Source organism: Roseimaritima sediminicola (assembly GCF_009618275.1).
GTDB lineage: Bacteria > Planctomycetota > Planctomycetia > Pirellulales > Pirellulaceae > Roseimaritima > Roseimaritima sediminicola.
Genome location: NZ_WIAD01000007.1, coordinates 1 through 17,923 on the forward strand (window position 1 = coordinate 1; position 17,923 = coordinate 17,923).

12 protein-coding genes are annotated in these 17,923 nt (G+C 61.8%); 4 read left to right on the plus strand and 8 right to left on the minus strand.

Annotated elements, in window-relative coordinates; translation table 11 throughout:
• Nucleotides 1-485 precede the first annotated feature (485 nt).
• The 8 genes from GE027_RS05805 to GE027_RS05840 form a co-directional block, all read right to left on the minus strand.
• A complete protein-coding gene (locus GE027_RS05805; protein ID WP_153556244.1) occupies nt 486-905 on the minus strand; it encodes a GreA/GreB family elongation factor in 420 nt (139 codons plus the stop codon).
• A gap of 85 nt (nt 906-990) precedes the next feature.
• Nucleotides 991-1,407: a nucleoside diphosphate kinase regulator gene (gene rnk, locus GE027_RS05810; RefSeq protein WP_153556245.1), complete on the minus strand. Its 417-nt coding sequence runs from the start codon at nt 1,405-1,407 to the stop codon at nt 991-993.
• A gap of 500 nt (nt 1,408-1,907) precedes the next feature.
• The gene (locus GE027_RS05815) at nt 1,908-2,468 is read right to left on the minus strand and encodes a DUF488 domain-containing protein (protein WP_153556246.1); all 561 of its coding nucleotides are present in this window, start codon (nt 2,466-2,468) and stop codon (nt 1,908-1,910) included.
• 52 nt (nt 2,469-2,520) lie between these two features.
• Nucleotides 2,521-4,026, minus strand: a complete 1,506-nt coding sequence (locus GE027_RS05820; protein WP_153556247.1) for an ammonia-forming cytochrome c nitrite reductase subunit c552 — start codon at nt 4,024-4,026, stop codon at nt 2,521-2,523.
• 48 nt (nt 4,027-4,074) lie between these two features.
• Nucleotides 4,075-4,617 (minus strand): cytochrome c nitrite reductase small subunit, encoded by a 543-nt coding sequence (nrfH, locus tag GE027_RS05825; protein WP_153556248.1) that lies wholly within the window; start codon nt 4,615-4,617, stop codon nt 4,075-4,077.
• A 146-nt stretch (nt 4,618-4,763) separates the two neighbouring features.
• Nucleotides 4,764-10,208: an SdrD B-like domain-containing protein gene (locus GE027_RS05830; RefSeq protein WP_456320478.1), complete on the minus strand. Its 5,445-nt coding sequence runs from the start codon at nt 10,206-10,208 to the stop codon at nt 4,764-4,766.
• Nucleotides 10,209-10,332: 124 nt separating this feature from the next.
• Nucleotides 10,333-11,343 (minus strand): WD40 repeat domain-containing protein, encoded by a 1,011-nt coding sequence (locus GE027_RS05835; protein WP_162006592.1) that lies wholly within the window; start codon nt 11,341-11,343, stop codon nt 10,333-10,335.
• A gap of 782 nt (nt 11,344-12,125) precedes the next feature.
• Entirely contained in the window at nt 12,126-12,488 is a 363-nt protein-coding gene (locus GE027_RS05840; protein WP_153556251.1) for a hypothetical protein, read from the minus strand.
• A gap of 212 nt (nt 12,489-12,700) precedes the next feature.
• Here GE027_RS05840 and GE027_RS05845 point away from each other — a divergent pair, with 212 nt between their 5' ends.
• From GE027_RS05845 to GE027_RS05860, 4 genes are all read left to right on the plus strand, one after another.
• Entirely contained in the window at nt 12,701-13,279 is a 579-nt protein-coding gene (locus tag GE027_RS05845; RefSeq protein WP_162006593.1) for an RNA polymerase sigma factor, read from the plus strand.
• A gap of 18 nt (nt 13,280-13,297) precedes the next feature.
• Entirely contained in the window at nt 13,298-14,740 is a 1,443-nt protein-coding gene (locus GE027_RS05850; RefSeq protein WP_153556253.1) for a protein kinase family protein, read from the plus strand.
• 164 nt (nt 14,741-14,904) lie between these two features.
• Nucleotides 14,905-16,251, plus strand: coding sequence for a ribosome biogenesis GTPase Der (der, locus tag GE027_RS05855; RefSeq protein ID WP_153556254.1), 1,347 nt, complete (start codon nt 14,905-14,907; stop codon nt 16,249-16,251).
• A 163-nt stretch (nt 16,252-16,414) separates the two neighbouring features.
• Nucleotides 16,415-17,890, plus strand: coding sequence for a BON domain-containing protein (locus tag GE027_RS05860; protein WP_153556255.1), 1,476 nt, complete (start codon nt 16,415-16,417; stop codon nt 17,888-17,890).
• The last annotated feature ends 33 nt before the right edge of the window (nt 17,891-17,923 follow it).

The following is a 17,923-nucleotide window of genomic DNA, read 5'->3' on the forward strand; positions in this document are numbered from 1 at the left end:
ACTCCCCGCATGGACATTCGCATGTGCCAATGCGACTATCCGTTTGAATGCGCTGAAAAACTGGTCCATCCGGGATTCTCATGGGTTCAGCCCTACTGCAGGATTTTTTTAGGCACCCGCGGTGGTGTCCGAAGGGTGTGGTCTAACGGATCAAAAATGCTGGCGGCAGGCAATGCTTGCCGCCAGTCAGAGACACCACTGGACCCACCCCGACCGCGATATCCCAGGCAAGCCCCGTCCTCGCGGCGCTCGCTTCCGTTTCTTGCGGCAATTTAAACGTAAAGGATGGAAACTCCTCACGCAAATCATTCGGACACCGCCGCGAGTGCCTTCGAAAATCCACCATCCTTGGCTTCCCACGCCAGTTCCCGACTGCGGCAGGCACGGCGCTTCGCACAGGAACAACTGCGGGCCCAAGCCGATCGAGAGCGGCGGGAACAGGTAGACGATCGGCTCGATCCTAAAACGCGGCACAGGGACGCATCTTACAGATTGAACGCTCCGGCTCTCTCGGGCTGGAATGTTACCTTTTGGACCTGCCGCCGGATCGTTCGCGGCGGAACTTGCAGATTCACTTCGTCGCCCACGCGGCAACCGAACAGGGCCGATCCGAGCAGGGAGAGCACCGACAGTTTGCCCTCCTCGCTGCAAGCCTCGTCCGGGTAGACCAACGTGATCGTCTCGGTGTCTTTGCGGTCCGGGTCGAACAGTTCGATGGTCGAGTTCATGGTGATCACATCAGGAACCATCTGTTGGGCTTCGACCGCCGTGGCCCGCAGGAGTCGGTCGCGCAGTTCCTGAAGGTGAGGCCGCGCGGTTCCCTCGGCGCTATCGGAAGCGCCGCGGAGCAATTCCTGCAAACGTTGTAGGTCGGGTCGGGTTACGACAAGATTCTTCTTCGACATATTTTTCTCGATATAGGGACCAACAGAGTTTGTTGGCAATGGGTAGGGTTTTTCTAAAGAGACGCCGGTGGCGGGGCAATCCGGTTCAGGCTGCGACGCCTTCGCGTTCCGGTTGGTAGACAACTTCTTCGACGCGCCAGCGGCCTTCTCCGCTGGGTACCTTCCAGCGGATCGTATCGCCGACGCGGTTGCCCAGGATCGCCGTGCCCAACGGCGCGAGGATCGACAGTTTGCCTTCGGCGATGTCCGCGTCCTCGGGATAAACCAAGGTAAAGGTTTCGCTCTCGCGACTTTGCATATCAATAAGGCGAACGGTCGAGTTCATCGTGATCACATCGTTGGGCATTTCGGAGGTGTCGATGATCCGGGCCGAGTCGAGCGCCTGCCGCAATCCGTGCAGGTAGGGTTTATCGGAAAACGCCTGGGCCAACGGACTGGCGAACAGTTCTTCCAAGCGATCGCGATCCACCGAGGTAACAACGATTTTGCGTTTGCGAGCCATCAGAACAACCTTCGTAGGACTTCAACACCGAGAAAGCAATCCGGACCAGCGCCGGCGGAATATCACCAAGAAAAGCAAATCACCCGAGCCGCAAAGAGCGTGGCAAGGACGGTCATGTGGTTGGGCACCGGTAACACCTCTAGCGATAGAGGCAATCGGTGTGCCGAACAATTAAGCACGTCGCAACATTTAATTCGGCTTTACCCTCCCGCTGCGCGGGAGGGTGTTGTCGCGGGGTTTCACCGAAAGATTTATGCCGACGTGCTTAGCAGTTAGCAACCTAGCAGTTAGCAATCGATAGCAATCGATGTGCCAAACAATTGACAAACGCTGCGCCGAACCGCGTTTCGCGGCGATTTCGCTCGGGTTTGCCTACAGAAAACCGTGCTTTTTTTGCGGGTTCTCTGCCGCTGCGCTTTTTCATGGTCCCGAGCACTGTCAACCGCAGGTCCCGGCGTCAACCGAGCGTCACGCCGGCGGTGGGAGGGCCGACAACGCGGTTAGAAAAGCTTGGGATCGCCGGGGTAGAGGACTTTCGTCTCGGGATCCGGCTGGACGACCGCTTCGACAGTCAACGTGTGAGGCTGGATGCGACCGTCCGGAAAGATGTGGTTCACGCCTCCACCGCTGGCCAAAGCATAATCGCTGACCAAACGCCGATGACAGCGCCAGAACACACTCTCACTGCACATCATGGCCGTGCGCTGCTCGCTGGCGACGCTGCGCAATTCGTTGAACGCTTCGCGAAACGTATCGCTCAACATGTAATCGGCGTAATTGCGAAAGCTCTGATTACGCAGCCCCTCGTTGGGCGAATCGTCCTTCGCCGCGGCCTTGCTGCGGCGTCCGCCCAGGCCCTCGAACCAGCGATACGTCAGACCGTGTTCGCCGAGCGTCTGATCGAGGTTTTCCTGTTTGAAATGTGGGTACTTGCGCGAACCAGGAAAACGCCGCACGTCGGCCAGTACTTGAATCTGATGGTCGAGCAGCAGCTGGGTGAATCGTTCCAAGGGATGATTCGAATGTCCGATGGTCCAGATGGTAAACGCGGGAGTAGTCATCGCCTTATTCGATTGGTATTGCGGCAGCCGGAGACAATGCGAGCCACAAGGCTCACTGTAGTCTAAGGCTGGCGGCAATGGCTTGCCGGCTGAAGTCGATCGATTCCGCGAGCAGGCGGGCGGCTTCTTGGCGTGCGTGGAAGCCTTTACTGTTTTCGCTGGCGATGAAATCCAGTCGCCACATCGCTTGTCGCTGCAGGTCGCGGATCGGCGCCAATTGCTCGTCGGTCGCGCCGGCTTGCTGAGCCGCAACGATGGCATCAAGCATTTCGGTCATGGCGACTGCCGCGCGATCGATCATCCCGCGGGTACGGTCCTGGATCAAATCGACGCGATCCTTGAGTTCCTGTTCGGGGATGTTATGGCAGGTCTGACAAGCTTTGTTGATGTTCATCATCGGGCTGCGGACCCAGTGGCTACTGACCTTTGCCGCGCCCTTCTTTTCGTACGGCATATGACAGTCGCTGCAACTGACCCCGCTGCGGGCGTGAATTCCCTGGCTCCAAAGTTCAAACTCTGGATGCTGTGCCTTGAAGACTTTCGTGCCGGTTTCTTTGTGGACGTAATCGTAGAACTCGCCCCCTTCGGGGAATTCCGTCGCCTCCCATTCGGCCTCCAGGTCCTCCGCCTTGAGGCCGTTGGACCATGGATAGGTGAGGGTCATTTTGTCGGCGCAGTAGTATTCCACGTGACACTGGCCACAGACGAACGAGCGCATTTCCTGTCGAGATGCCATGGCGTTGGGGTCGTACGATCCTTTGCCACCGTCCTTCCGCCACCGCTCGATACTGGGCAGGTGCGGCACCGGAGCGTCACTCTTGGCGAGTTTATCGATCCCTAGGATGAAGCCCGGGCGGGTGACACGAATCTGCATCGTATCCGGATCGTGACAATCGACGCAGGAAACCGGATGGGCGCCGCCCAGGTGGGGATCCCCAGTGGCCAGGTCGATTCCGTCGGGCGTTTGTTCGACTTCGGCCCGGACCTCTTCATACGCTTTCCGGCTGACCTCTTCGAAACCCACCATCACGGCCTGCACATGGAAATCCTCCGCCAACTTCTGCGGGGACGCTTCTTCGCCCATTTTCTCCAGGCCAATTCGGCGATAGGTCGGGATGATGGACGCGTGGCAGTGCAAACAGGCTCCGGACTGCTGGACCTCGGTCACCCGCTTGGTGACCTCTTGGTCGGTCAGCATGTGCGCGTGACCTCGGGCCTCACGGTAATCAATGCTGAACGCGTAACCGGCATACAAGCGTTTCAGCCAGGGGTCTTCCTCCAGCTTGCTCGGTGGCAACGCGTGGTTGCCGCCGAAGTCGGTATAGGGATCGTCGACGGTTTTAAGATAATCCTCGTACTGCTGAGGAAAATTCCTTCCCCAGGGTTCAGGATCCGTACTGACCTCCGTCACCTCAACCACTTTGGTAAACGGCGTACGGGCTTCCTGTTTGCGTTCAAAAATATTGATCAACAGGGCAACCACGCCGACAGTGGCCGCAGCAGTGAGCAGCGTCAACAGCGCCAGCCATCCGAACCCGCGTTTGTGGTCTGTAGCCATGAGACAAAGTTCGCTGTTAGAGTTTGAATCGAACGATCGAGAGCGCCTTCATCGACCGGCGTGACCAACGTCCGCGTGGCAGTGCACGCAGGACTGCATGTCGCCGTTTTCGGTGGCCGGCAACAGATTGTGAACGAAGTCGCGATGACAGTCGACGCAGGTGCTCTGTGTCACGCGTCGATTACGCGGCTTGATGCGTATCGGATCTTTAAAACCGCCGACTGTGAAGGCCAGTGAGTGAAAGAATCCGTTGTCCGCTTTGACGACCCATTTGCCTATCGGGTCGTGCGGGAGATGACAGTCGTTACACACAGCCACCCCGTGATGGCTGCTTTTCTGCCAAGAGTCCATATGTCCCTGCATCACATGGCAGTTGACACAGGACTGCGGGTCATTGCTCAGGTAGCTGGCACCTCTGCCGTAACCAAACGTAAACACGCCTGCTCCTGCAAAGATGCCCAGAAACAACGCGAACAGGATCGCCCCACGGCCGAATTTTCTCGGGCCACGCGATTGCCGAGCCTGACCAGCAGATGGATCTTCTGCGTTGGAACTCGGTTCCGATTCGGCTCCTGATGTGCCAGCCTTCATTGCCCGGGTCCTTTCAGCACAGCTTGACCATCCAGTACGCGTCGCGACGTTCTGTTGGTAAACAGAAGGTGCTCCGTCGCAAACGTTTGTACCACTGTCGCCGTAGGGCTTCAAGAAGGCTTGCGGTGGTGACCCTGGTGTTGCCGCTAGGCGGCGCGGTCCCGCGGCGGTGACTCGTCCTCGCCGCCGGTGCTGTACCAGCCGGGTTCATCGCGTCCGTCGCCGTCCCAGTCGCCGGTGACGGGCTGGGCATCGGGACCGTTTGCCGGGATGCGAATCCGCAGATCGGCGTCGGAGAGTTTTCGGTCGCCGTTGGAGTCCAGGATCCAAACGTCGCCTTCGACAACACCCAGGTCGTCGATGCCGTCGCCGTTCCAGTCGCCCACCACGGGCCGGCTGCCGGGGCTGCCGAACTCGTGACGCGAATCGTTGGAGGTCATTCGCCCGTCGCCATCGTCATCCAACCGCCAGATGCCGGCTCGGAAGACGGCGATCGTATCGATGCCATCGCCGTTCCAGTCGCCCGCCAGCGGCGTGTCCTGATGCTGGCCGTAGCGGAAGACGTGGTCGATCAGATCGGCCCTGAGTGGTTGATTTTCGCGACGCATCAGGCGGGCACCGTCGGTGGCCTCGGGCTCGGTCGGCGGCAGGTTTTTGGGGCGCGTCGGCCGTTGGTTGGTGGCGGCGGGCAAACCGGGATCGTTCACGATGGCTTGCGGATCGCGTTGCCACTGGCGGCCGAAGATTCCGATGTCGTCCTTGCCGTCGCCGTCCCAGTCGCCGACGACGGGGCGGTCCAGGCCGGTGCCCAGCGAAATCCATAGGTCACCGGCATCCCAGCGGCCGTTGCCATTGAGGTCGACAAACCACTGGCCGCCCACAAAGATGGCCACTTCGTCGCGACCGTCGCCGTCAAAGTCACCGGACAGGGGAACGGCGTCCAGGTCGCCCAGCAGGATTGCGTCGGATCTTTCCAGACGTTCTCCGTCGGGCGTGACCAGGGTCCAGCGACCGCGGCGATGATTCTTTTCGTCGAACACGTCGTCACCGATCTTGCTGGCCTGGCGCACCACGGCTTCGCCCACCGCCTGGCCGACGCCCTCGCTGCGAGGACTGCCCGCATTGATGATGCTCAGGTGCCAGGTAACCGGATAGGCCAAGTCGTAGAAGGCTGGGCGAGGCTGGTAGGCGGGCATCCCAAAGCTGGCCACGCGATCGATGATCGGCATCGGTTGCGAGACCGGCGCCGGCGTTTCCGGCCAAGGATGATCGATGGGCGGCAACGGCGGAGGCAGTTCGTTGACGATGATCTCGCTGAAATTGTTTTCGGCCGAGTGCTGGCCGGCACCGAGCAACACGTTCAGGATGGCGTCATCACCAGGGTCGGTCGCCTCATTGGCCGCCAAGGTTTGCACGATGAACTGCAGTTCGATATCGTCCGGCAGGTCGGCCGGATTGACCGCGGCGCCGCCGGTCGTTCCGGGCGTATCCAGTCCGTCCAAATAGTTTTCGGGCTGGGCCTGGTAAACGTGATACGTACCCGGGCGGAGACCGGTGAATTGATAGTAGCCATCGGCATCGGTCGTCACTTGAATGACGCCGTCGCCATAGACGCCGGGCAGGGCCCGGTCGGACGTGAAGGGTTGGCCGAGGACGTTGCGCAGTTCGAGCCGTACACCGCCGATCGCCTTGTCACCTTCGCTGCGGATTCCGTCACGGTAATCCCGCAGGTCTTCCGGCCGCGGAGCTTCGCCGCTGGCAATGGCCGGACCGTCCTGGAAGACATAGCCGGAGATTGTCGCCGGCGGAATTTCCGGGAAATCGTAAGCGACGCCGTGCTGGCCACCGGCCACCACGATTTGCTCGATCAGGTTCTCGCCCCCGACGCGGCCACCGATCGAGCCTACTAGTTGTCCCCCGTTGAAGAAACCATCGGGCTGCTGTTGGCGGACGGCATAGGTTCCCGGCGGTAAATCGTCGAACCGATACGCCCCGTCGGCGCCGGTTATGGTCCGCCGAATGACAGTCCCCTGATTGTCGAGCAGTTCCACGACGACGCCGTCGAGCAACTTGTCGCCGGGATCGAAGGACCGGTCCAGATCGGTTTCGCTCCACACCCGCCCGCTGATCGAACCGCCTTCGAGTTCACAGAAGTCGTACCCGGACAGGGTCCGTCCCGGCGCGATATCGATGTTGCCCAGATGATCGGCGCCCAGCACTTCGCCGCCCCCATCGCCCACTTTCTCGCTGCCCTGGTAATAGCCTTCGGGCTGCAGTTCGCGAATGCTGTAACGTCCCGGCGGAAGGTTATCGAAGCGATACCGGCCGTCGTTACCGGTAACGGTCGTGGCCACCATGTTGCCCTGTTCGTCGAACAATTGAACTTGAACGCCCGAGAGCGCCGGTTCATCGGCGTCAAACACACAGTCCGCGTCTCGGTCGACGTAGACGACGCCGCCGATCGACGAGGGCTCGAGTTCGCAGAAATTATATTGTTCCAGCGTTTGCCCCGGACCGACGTCGATCCGGCCCAGATGGTCGTCGCCCAGGACGACACCGCCGCCGGTGCCGACGACCTGACCGCCATGGAAGTATCCGGCAGGTTGCAGTTCGCGAACGCTGTAGCGCCCGGGGGCCAGGTTTTCGAAGCGATAGTTGCCGTCCGCGTCGGTGCGGGTACGACCGACGACGCGGCCCCCGGCGTCCAGCAGTTCCACTTCGACATCGGCCAGTGGCATTTCGTCGCCGTTGTCGAACACACAGTCGCCGTCGCTGTCGACATACACAAACCCAGACAACGACGACGGTTCCAGTTCGCAGAAGTTGTAGTCGGTCAGGCGATCGCCGAAGCCGATCGGAATTGCGGAGATTACGTCGTCGACGGAGTCGTCGCCGCCTGCGGATCCGGCCCGTTGGCCGCCCTGCAGATATCCGGTCGGCTGGGTTTCCCGGACGGTGTACTGACCGGCCTTGAGGTTGGTAAAGCGATACCGTCCATCGGCGCCGGTGGTGGTCGACGCGAGGACCCGCCCGCTGGCATCCAGCAGGTCGACGCGGACGCCGGCCAGGCGAGCTTCGCCGGCATCCAGCAGGCAGTCCTGATCATTGTCGACAAACACGACGCCAGAAATTTCGGCCGGCGGATGCTCGCAGAAGTTGTAATCCACTGCGACTTCGCCGGAGCCGAGCTGGACGTCCGCGATACGGTTGGCCACGGAGTCGTCGCCGCCGGCGGAACCCGCTTTCTGGCCACCGTCGAAGTAGCCCTCGGGCTGCAGCTCGACCACGGTGTAGCGGCCGGGCCGAAGGTTGTCGAAGCGGTAGTTGCCGTCGGCGTCGGTCTGTGTTTCAGCGACCTGATTGCCGTTGGCATCGAACAAGCGAATGATGACGCCGCCGAGACGGGTTTCGCCGGGATCCACTTCGCAGTCTTCGTCGGTGTCGGCGTGTACGGTTCCCGACAGGCTGGCCGGACGCAGTTCGCCAAAGTTGTATTCGATGCCCTGTTGGCCCTGCCGCAGGTGCACGCCGACGATTCGGTCACCGGGGTTCTCGGCTCGTCCCGTCGGTGTGCCGTCTACCGTGCCGGCCGAGTCCAGTCCGTCGTAGTAACCGGCGGGTTGCTGCTGGCGGACGTGGTAGGTGCCCGGCAGGATGTCCACAAAGCGGTACTGGCCCGACGCATCGGTCCGCGTCGTCGCGATGACTTGGCCGTTCTCGTCGACCAGCTCGATCAACGTGTCGGCGATGCCTTGTTCGCCCGAGTCACGGTTTCCATCGTCGTCCGCATCGTGGTACACGAATCCGCCGAGCGTGGCCGGGGCGGCTTCGCAGAAGTCGTACCGCACGGCATTGCCGCCGGCCGGCAGCACCAGGTGCTCGATGCGTCCGCCATCGACCGCTTGACCGACGGAAACGTTGGCGACTCGGCCCACCATGGCTTGGCCATCGAGCAGACCATCGGGCGTGAACTCGAGAATCGTATAGGTGCCCTTGGGAACCTGATCGAACAGGTACTCACCCTGGGCATCGGTCGTGGTCTGGGTCACGGTTTCGCCACGATCGTCCTGCAGGACCACCGTCACGCCCGGCAGAGGTCGATCGACGCCCGGCGTGTATCCGTCGCAGTCCTCGCCGGGGCCCAGCAGGTACACCATGCCGCCGATGGAACCGAGCGGCAGTTCGCCAAAGTTGTATTCCAAGCCGCGCTGGTTGCCCGCCAGAACCAGACCCCGGATCGTGTCGCCGGGATTGTCCGCACGGCCCACCGTGCGTCCGTCGACCGTGCCGGCGGTGTCCAAGCCATCGGTCAAGCCGTCGAACTGGTCCAGTTGTTCGATCCGGTATTGGCCGGGCGAGAGGTTTTCAAAACGATAGAACCCGTTCTCGTCGGTGGTCTGGACAACGGTCGCCTGGGTGCCGAGGGTTTGCTCGGGCACCAACCGAATCCGGACACCCGCCAAACCGGGTTCGTCCGCGTCGCGGATCCCGTCGTCGCTGTCGTCACGATAGACGAACCCCGACACGGAGGAGGCCTGCGCTTCGGCAAAATCGTATCGCGCCGCGTGAAGATCGCCCTTGGGAATCAGGATGCCGGTCAAGATGTCGGCACTCTGCGATGTCCCGACCGTTTCACCGGCGATGAAACCGGGGACGGAGCCCACGCTGAAGTAGCCATCGGGTTGGTCTTGAACGACTTGAAACGTACCCGGCATCAGACCCAGGTCTGTGTCAAATTTGTAATGACCGCTGGCATCGGTCGTCGCTCGAAATCCGGTATCGACGAAACGTCCACTGGCCGCATCCAATTGCAACAGGGTCAGCGCGACTCCGGCCAATCCCACTTCACCCGGATCCTGCTGGAGGTTCAGGTCGTTGTCGACCCACACGGTCCCAGCGATCGAGATCGGTTTAGGGACCTGATTCGTGGCGGCCACGGCCGCGGCCGATCGGTTGGGCCGGCTATCGATGTGATCGGAGTCGTCTGGGGGCAGATCCAATCCGAACTGCGAGGCCGGGTCGCCGAACTCATTGACGAACAGCGCGTCGGCGTGTGCGGTTTCGAAATGCGGAGCGTCAAACGTGGCTTCGAGGATCGAATCTTCGAATTCCTGCCCCGATGTGATCACGTCCAGTTTCTTGTTGAACTGTTCCAGGTCGGTGGCGTTGCTAAGGATCTCGTCGACGTCCAGGGTGAACTCGAGTCGATCTCCGGCGTGGAAGCCACGCAGATGGATGATCAATTCCTGTCCACCGTCCTCGACCGACGCGGTGACCTGCACGGGATCGTCGGATTCGACACGAAAGACTTCGAAGCCGTGGCTGCCGCGTTTGCCGCGACCGCCGGGTTCGGTGTCGAAAATGGGGTCGCCAATGGAAGGCCCGTCGCCGGCCTTATCGGTCCGTACGCGCAGTTCCGTCAGTTCGGTGTCGGCGGCACCGCCGGTAAAGGACAGAATGAAGCGATCCGGCCGCGAGTCGCCACCGACGTCGGCGTCGGACTCCAGGTAGTCGGTTTCCAGATACACCAACCCCACATGGATCGGATCGGCCGTCATCAATACCCGCGGCTCCAGCGCCTCGGACTGCATCGTCCGTCGGATGGCGGGAGCGGATGAACGGGTTCGAGCACGGTTCCGTTTTCGGTACCACACAGTTCGCACCTCCATGTGCGTAGTCGGTTCGAGCGAGTTCGGTCGCGGAAGGCGGCGAGTTCTATCGCTGGGGAGCGGTTTCGGGATCGGGAAGCTGGACGGTGCGCGGCGTCTGCAGGATCTGGTCGATGCTCCAGCGCCGGATCGTGGCGTCGAAGCTACCGGAGAACAGGTATCCGTCACTGGTCGCGAGCACCGCCACCGAACCGTCATGTCCGGGCAGGGTCTGGATCACCGATCCGCGGCTGATGTCGACGATCCGCACCAAATTGTCCGCCCCGCCCACAGCGACACGGGTCGAATCCAAAGCTTCCACAGCAAACAACTTGCCTCCTCCGGCGGGGATGGTGTGCAGCACACGGCCTTGCCGCGAATCGAACACCACCACTTTTTGATCTTCGGAAACGGAAACCAACAGCGAACTGCCAGGCATGAAGGTCAAATCACGCACGCGTCCGGAATGCAACGCAAAATCGCCGGCCGATTCACCGGTCGCGGGATCAAAGCAGTGCACGTCACCACTGCGGCCGGCGGCCACCACCAAGGTATCATCCTCGTTGAACTCCACGACCCGCATGTCGTTGCAGCCACAGTGCAGCACGGGACGGCGAGCGGTCGCGGGCTGCAGCAGAAACAGCTGAGGGTCGAAGCCCACAGCCGCCAACAGATCACCGCGGCTGCTGTAGCGAACGCACGCGATCGCCGGCGCTTTGTCAAGAACCTGGGCCGTCGACCACTCATCGCGACCCTGCCAAAACACGATCTGGCCGTCGTTGCCGGCCGACACCATACGCCGGCCGTCGCGACGAAAGTCCAGCGAGCGGACCCAGCCGTGGTGCTGCCGCAGCACCTGTCGCTGGGCCAGGGTCTGCAAGTCCAGCACGCGGATCGAGTGATCGTCTCCGGCGGCCACCAAAACCTGCCCCAGCGGATCGACCGCCATCGCCGTGACCACCGGCGAGACGGCATGCCCGTCGATGGGCTCGAGTCGCAGCACGCGGCTGCCGGCAGGCACCTGCGCCGAGGCCACACCGCCCGACAACAAAGCCAACAACATCAATAACCTAACCACCGCTTCCCCCTTGGAGACGCCTATCGGCCCCGAGCTGCCTTTGCACTAGCCATGGCCCGCGCTAACAGCGTGAGCGCATACCGCGGCGGCAAAGCCTCGAGGTCTAACGGAACCTGTCGAGCAGTATCGGCACGCCGATCAGCGGGCCGTGAAGAGAATCGGCAAAGTTTGCCTGATTGCTGCAATCCGCACCCCTGGCATGGGCGGACAGCCAGGCAGCGTCGTGTGGCTGTGTCGGACGCGAGGGATCGGCTCTCTCGGCTGGGACAGCCGAGCTACTATGTGGCGTTTCGGCCTGTCGATCTACTGAGCCGTTTAGGCGCTAGCCTCGGTTTTTACTGAGCCGTTTAGGCGTTAAGCACGTCGGCATGAATCTTTCGGTGAAACCTCGCGACAACACCCTCCCGCGCAGCGGGAGGGTCGGGCTCTTAGGCCCGGGGAGGGCCCCACAAAAACCCTCTCCGGGCCTGAGAGCCCGACTCTCCCAGTGGGAGAGTAAAGCCGAAGGAAATGTTGCGACGTGCTTAGCCTCGGTTTTTACTGAGCCGTTTAGGCGCTAAGCACGTCGGCATGAATCTTTCGGTGAGACCTCGCGACAACACCCTCCCGCGCAGCGGGAGGGTCGGGCTCTTAGGCCCGGGGAGGGCCCCACGAAAACCCTCTCCGGGCCTAAGAGCCCGACTCTCCCAGTGGGAGAGTAAAGCCGAATGAAATGTTGCGACGTGCTTAGCCTCGGTTTTTACTATGCCGGTTTGCAATGGGCCAGCAGCGAAGCACGCCCTTTAGGCCGCGCGGCGGGAGGGCTGGTCGTCGACCGTCTCGCGGGGCGTTTCGGCCACCTCGTCGGCCGCAGCCGATTCCTCTTCGGCGTCGCTCTGGAACAGTTTGACGCTCGGGGCCGGCTCGGTCAGGTTTTCGGTCGAGAACACTTCCAGCAGAGAACCGTCCGCTGCGTAGATCTTGACCTCCTCTTCCTCAACGAACCACACGGCACGATGGTCTGCAAAGCGAAAGGTACGGCCGCAGTAGAAGCCTTCGCGAACCAGGATCGATTCGGTGGCTTCCCAGGGCTGGGCATTGGCTTGGCGATCGTACCAGGCTCGCAGGTGTTCCCGCACGGCGGCCAGCCGTTGCGAATTTGTCATAATCTTCTACGCCACAAGAGAGTCGGAGCAACCAGCACTGACTGATTACTTCGGATCCCTGCAACCGCTTTCTTCGTGCGAAAAAACATTACCGGAACCCGCTTTGCAGATTGCCTATTCTGCCAGCAGAAACACCCTGCTACGGCCCTTTGTTTGCCGCCAGGGTGGGGGCTATGCTGAAACGAAACCGCTTCCTTTTGCAAAACCAGACCGTGACCGATCCAACCGAACTGACCGACCGACTTCGCCGCGGTGATCCCGAGGCACTGGACCAGTTGTGGTCTCAGTTCGGTCCGGAACTGCGGCGTCGTGCTCGTTCGCGGCTGCGGCAAATGGGGCTGACCGGACAAGCCGAGTCGATGGATGTGTGCAACGCGGTTCTGGCCGACTTGGCCAAGCAGGGCCAGATCCATTTGGACCAGCCCGCCGAGGTGATTCATTATCTGTTGCGCGCGATCGACAATCAGGTGCGAGATACCTTTCGCACGCTCAGCCGCCAGCGACGCGATTTCCGCCGCAACGAATCCACCCCCGTCGACGACCACCCCCTGCGAGCCATGCAGACCTCGCCCAGTCAACGTATGGTGCGGGCTGAGGTGATCGCCCGCGTCCGCGACCAGTTGGGCGAGCGCGACGCGCCGATCCTGGAAATGGTGCTCGAGAACTTTACTTGGTCCGAGATCGGCCAGCGACTGGGCATCGCGCCGGATACCGCGCGGATGCGTTACCGCCGCGCGGTGCGTGAGGTCAAAGCGATGTGGCTGGACGATCCCTCCGAATCTTCGTCCTAAGCAAAGAGGCAGATAATCTTGCAGGAGACACCGGACGAGATTTTGGAGCGGGTGTGCGCGGACATCTTGCGCCTGCCTGCGTCGCAGGCCCTGCCGCCGTTTGCGCATTACTTGCGCGCCTTCCCGGTGCTGCGCCAGGATCCCGAAGCGCTGTTGGACGTGATCGACGCCCATGTGTGCGTGGTGCGTGGGCGGAACGAGTCGGTCGATGCGTCGCAGTACACCGCACTCGTTCCGGAGCTGGCGTCGCAGATCCAACGGTTGCTGGACATCGACGCGATCGAGTCGAATTTTTCACCGGCAGACGATTCGGTGGCAGCGGCGTTCTCGGTGGACGAGCCCCGGCCGGAAGCCTCGGCGCCCAAGTCCGGCCGCGATCCCGCCGAACCGCTCGACTGGACGCGGTACCTGAGCGTGGACCTGCCCGAGGACATCCGTCCCGGCGGCTTGCTCAGCCTCCGCCAGGACGTCAGCTGTCTTCGCGGCCTCGCCGATGACCAAACGCCGGTGCTGATCAAAGTCGTCAATAAACGTCGGCTTTGTGATACCGCCGGCTCGCTGGTCGGCGACGGGGATACGCCCGGCAGCGATCACGCCAGCCGGATTGGCGACCGTTTGGAAACCCTCAGCCGCTGGCAGCACCCAGCCTGGATTCGCCCGCTGGCACTGGTCGAGAGCGACACGCAGATCGTCATGGTCCGCCCCTGGATTGCCGGCACGCTATGGACCGATCGCTTTGTGGACAGTCAGGTTGTGGATAGTCAGGGCCGTCCGGACCTGCAGGGCTCGCAGGGCGGGCCTCCGGCGTCGGGGCGACCTGCGGCGCTGCTCCGGTCGATGGCCGATGTCGGGTTTGCCGTCGCCGCGCTGCACCAACAGGGATTAGCTCATGGAACGCTGCACCCCCGGAACCTGCTGCGCGATCACGACGGCGGGCTGCGGATCGTCGACGCCGGATTCGGTTTTCCCGATCCGGCAACGCAGTGGGATTGGCATTTCCCGCCGGCCGTCGATCCGGCGAATCTCCAGGCCGAAGGGAGGCGTCCAGCAGACGCGGATCAGGAACGCGGGCGTCTCTTGCGAGAACAGACTCGAGACGTCGCCGCGTTGCTGCGGCTCGCGTCGCAGTGTCTTTTGCGCGTCCGGTTGGCGGCTGGAGCCGCGGTGGGTGACCAGCCGTGTGCGGAGGCAGCCGCGGTGTTTTCCCGGTGGTGTCAACGCCAGCACGAGCAGTGTTTGAGCGTCCTAGGCAGCGCGAACCGGACGGCTTGGCCGGCCGAGCCCGTGCCGCGGCAACCCCCGATCGGGGCGGCAGACATTGCCGATCAATTGTTGGCCTTGTCCGATGGGCGTCCCTTGCGTTTAACCGCCGAGCCTCGTTCCGCCGCGACCTCCCTACGAGCAAGACTACGGCGGTGGCTGCCTCGCCGATGGGCAACGCACCGCGGAACAAGTCGCTAACCACAAAGCGGCTCGGTGGAACCATCAACTTTGCCGCGGCGACGTTCCAATCGGTGCCGGCTGGAAGAAACGGCTGGTTCAGTACAGAATCCTAGTACTCACAGCTCCCGATCCATCGCGATCATCCCCTTCGTTCTCCGCAGCATCGGCTCAGGTTTCTCATCATGGCGGTCCCCCAAGTTGTTATCGTCGGACGCCCCAACGTTGGCAAAAGCAGTTTGTTTAATTGGTTGGCCCGCCGGCGTTTGGCCATCGTGGACGACCACGCGGGCGTGACCCGTGATCGCCTGGCGACCCTGATCGAACACGACGACCGCTACTTTGAACTGGTCGATACCGGGGGCATGGGCGTCGTCGATGAAGACGACCTGACGGCGGATGTGCGGCACCAGATCGATGTGGCCATCGAATCGGCCGACGTGATCGTGTTTGTGGTGGATATCCGCGCCGGTGTCGTTTCGCTGGACGAAGAAGTGGGCGAGCGACTGCGGAGCCTGGACGTGCCGGTCATCCTGGTGGCCAACAAGGCCGACAGCGACACCCTGGACCCGCAGGCCAATGACTTCTATCGGCTGGGCCGGGGACGGTTGGTCTGTGTCAGCACCCAACAGAACCGCAACCGCGAAGAGCTGTTGGAGTTGATCGTCGATCGGTTGCCCGCCGGTGCCGAGACGCGGCCCGATCAAGATCCGCAGATGAAGATCGCCATCGTCGGCCGCCGCAACGTCGGCAAAAGTACCTTCACCAACACCCTGGCTCAGGCCGAACGGGTCATCGTCAGCGAAGTGGCCGGCACGACCCGCGACAGCGTGGACGTGCAGTTCGAACTGGACGGCCAACGCTTTGTGGCCATCGATACGCCGGGGCTGCGAAAACGTAAAAGCGTCCGCACGGACCTGGAATTCTACAGTACGCACCGAGCCCAACGATCGGTCCGCCGCGGCGACGTGGTCCTGATGTTCTTCGATGCCAATGAATCGGTCAGCAAGGTCGACAAGCAGTTGGTCGGTTACATCATCGAGAATTACAAGCCGTGCGTGTTTGTGGTCAACAAATGGGATCAGTTGGCCGGCAAGGTCACGACCGATCGCTGGGTACGCTACCTGCGTCACCAGTTTCCCACGCTGTCCTACGCACCGATCGCCTTCATCACCGGTCAGACTGGCAAGAACGTCAAAGCGTTGCTGAATCATTCGCAGATGCTGTACAAGCAGGCCCGCACGCGAGTATCCACCGGGCAACTGAATCGGTTGGTTCACGCGGCCATCGATCAACACCCGCCACCGATGTACCAAAACCGCCGCCCCAAGGTGTACTACGCGACGCAGGTCTCCACCGAACCGCCGACGGTGGTTTTGATGTGCAACGAACCCAAAGCGTTCGCCAACGATTACCGCCGATACCTGCTGGGCGTGCTGCGCGACCACCTGCCCTTTGGCGAGGTCCCGATCAAGCTGTACCTGCACCGCCGCAATCGCAACGAAGAAGCTCCGCCCGGCGTGCAGAATTAATTCGGCGTGCAGAATTAATTTTCCTGCACCGCGTATTCTAGAATCGATCCGGTCTCGGCGTGTACCGATGCCCACGACGCCAGAATGGGTTTCGGCCTCTGGAATGCGATTTGCAAGGCTGTTCTCTCGCAACTTCCTTCCTGAAACAAGCGAGAGAGCTTCCATGATTCGAAAAACATTGATGACGGCGCTGGGATTGGCAGTGCTGACGTTCACCCCGCTCGGGGCCCAGCCGAACGAGGACGCTGCGGCCGGCGATGGCACGCAGATCCGGGCCACGATCGAGCAAGATTTGGAAGACGCCGAACGGGTCGGCTCGGGCGAAATCAGCGTCGAAGTCGACGGGCCAGCCGTGCGGCTGTCGGGAACGGTCAACAGCCTGCTGGATAAACGCTTGGCCTCCCGGATTGCCAAACGGACCCGCGGCGTCGAGATCGTTTTGAACCAGATCATCGTGACCGCCTCGGATCGAAGCGACCAACAGGTTCGCAGCGATGTCGAAAAAGTCCTGCGGATTAATCAGAGCGTTCCCGAGTCCCGGATCGAGGTTGCCGTTGAGAACGGCGTGGTCACCCTTTCGGGACGACTCGCATCGCTGGCGGAGAAGCGGATCGCGATGTTTGCCGCCAGTGGTGTCCGCGGCGTCACGGAGGTCCAAAGCGAATTGGTCGTACGACGTTCCAGCGACCGTACCGACGAAGAACTGCGAGAAGAAATCAGTGCCCTGCTGGTCCAGTCGGTCTATCTGGACGACGCCGACGTGCGCGTCAACGTCGAGGGGCACATCGCCAAACTGACCGGCAGCGTGCCCTCGGCAGCGGCCAAAGATCGTGCCGAGCGGGTGGCCGAAATCTGGGGCGTCTCCGCCGTCGATACCAGCGGACTGAAAGTCGATCCGAACCTGCGAAGCGGTGAAAAACGAAAAGCTCGCTACGCCGACATCGACGACCAACAATTGGCCCAGCGATTGGACCGCGCTTTTCACGTCGATCCGATCCTGTTCCACCAGCAAGATGCGATCGAGACCGAGGTCGAAAAAGGCGTCGTGACGCTGGCCGGCACCGTCGACCGCGTACGCGCTAAACACCGCGCCGCTCAGGTCGCCGGGGACGTCGTAGGCGTTCAGCAGGTGGATAATCGACTGCGCGTCGAGTACCCGGACCGCGACATCAGCGATATGCAGATGATCCAGCAGACTCAGGAAGCGCTGGCCCGCAGCGCGTACTTGGATCGCAATGAGATTCGCGTGCATTGCCAACGCGCTCACGTCAGTCTCTACGGCGTCGTGGACAGCGAGACGCAGAAACGCGTGGCGGAGTACCTGGCCGGTGGAGTTCCCGGTGTCGTTCATGTGAACAACCGCTTGGTCGTTGCCGACCCCGAGAGCGATAAATCGGATCAGGCGATCAGCGAAGACCTCGAGCGCAAACTTCGCTATACCCTCTACGACGACAGCAGTGACGTCACGTTCGAAGTCCACGACGGCGTCGTGATCCTCCGTGGCGAAGTGGATACCTGGCGACAATGGCAAGCCGCGATGGACCTGGCGATCGAAGCCGGGGCTCGCAATCCTCACAACCTGATCAACGTTCGGTATCACCCGCCGCACGGAGCTCCGCAGACCTACGTGCCCGAATAGGCACCGCAGGCCCCGACAGCGACGCGCTCGGCT

What these genes read in the sequence shown, in the direction of transcription:
- GE027_RS05805 (WP_153556244.1), bottom strand. Translation starts at nt 905, where the DNA reads ATGTCGAAGAAGAATCTTGTCGTAACCCGACCCGACCTACAACGTTTG.
- rnk (WP_153556245.1), bottom strand. Translation starts at nt 1,407, where the DNA reads ATGGCTCGCAAACGCAAAATCGTTGTTACCTCGGTGGATCGCGATCGC.
- GE027_RS05815 (WP_153556246.1), bottom strand. Translation starts at nt 2,468, where the DNA reads ATGACTACTCCCGCGTTTACCATCTGGACCATCGGACATTCGAATCAT.
- GE027_RS05820 (WP_153556247.1), bottom strand. Translation starts at nt 4,026, where the DNA reads ATGGCTACAGACCACAAACGCGGGTTCGGATGGCTGGCGCTGTTGACG.
- nrfH (WP_153556248.1), bottom strand. Translation starts at nt 4,617, where the DNA reads ATGAAGGCTGGCACATCAGGAGCCGAATCGGAACCGAGTTCCAACGCA.
- GE027_RS05830 (WP_456320478.1), bottom strand. Translation starts at nt 10,208, where the DNA reads ATGCAGTCCGAGGCGCTGGAGCCGCGGGTATTGATGACGGCCGATCCG.
- GE027_RS05840 (WP_153556251.1), bottom strand. Translation starts at nt 12,488, where the DNA reads ATGACAAATTCGCAACGGCTGGCCGCCGTGCGGGAACACCTGCGAGCC.
- der (WP_153556254.1), top strand. Translation starts at nt 14,905, where the DNA reads ATGGCGGTCCCCCAAGTTGTTATCGTCGGACGCCCCAACGTTGGCAAA.
- GE027_RS05860 (WP_153556255.1), top strand. Translation starts at nt 16,415, where the DNA reads ATGATTCGAAAAACATTGATGACGGCGCTGGGATTGGCAGTGCTGACG.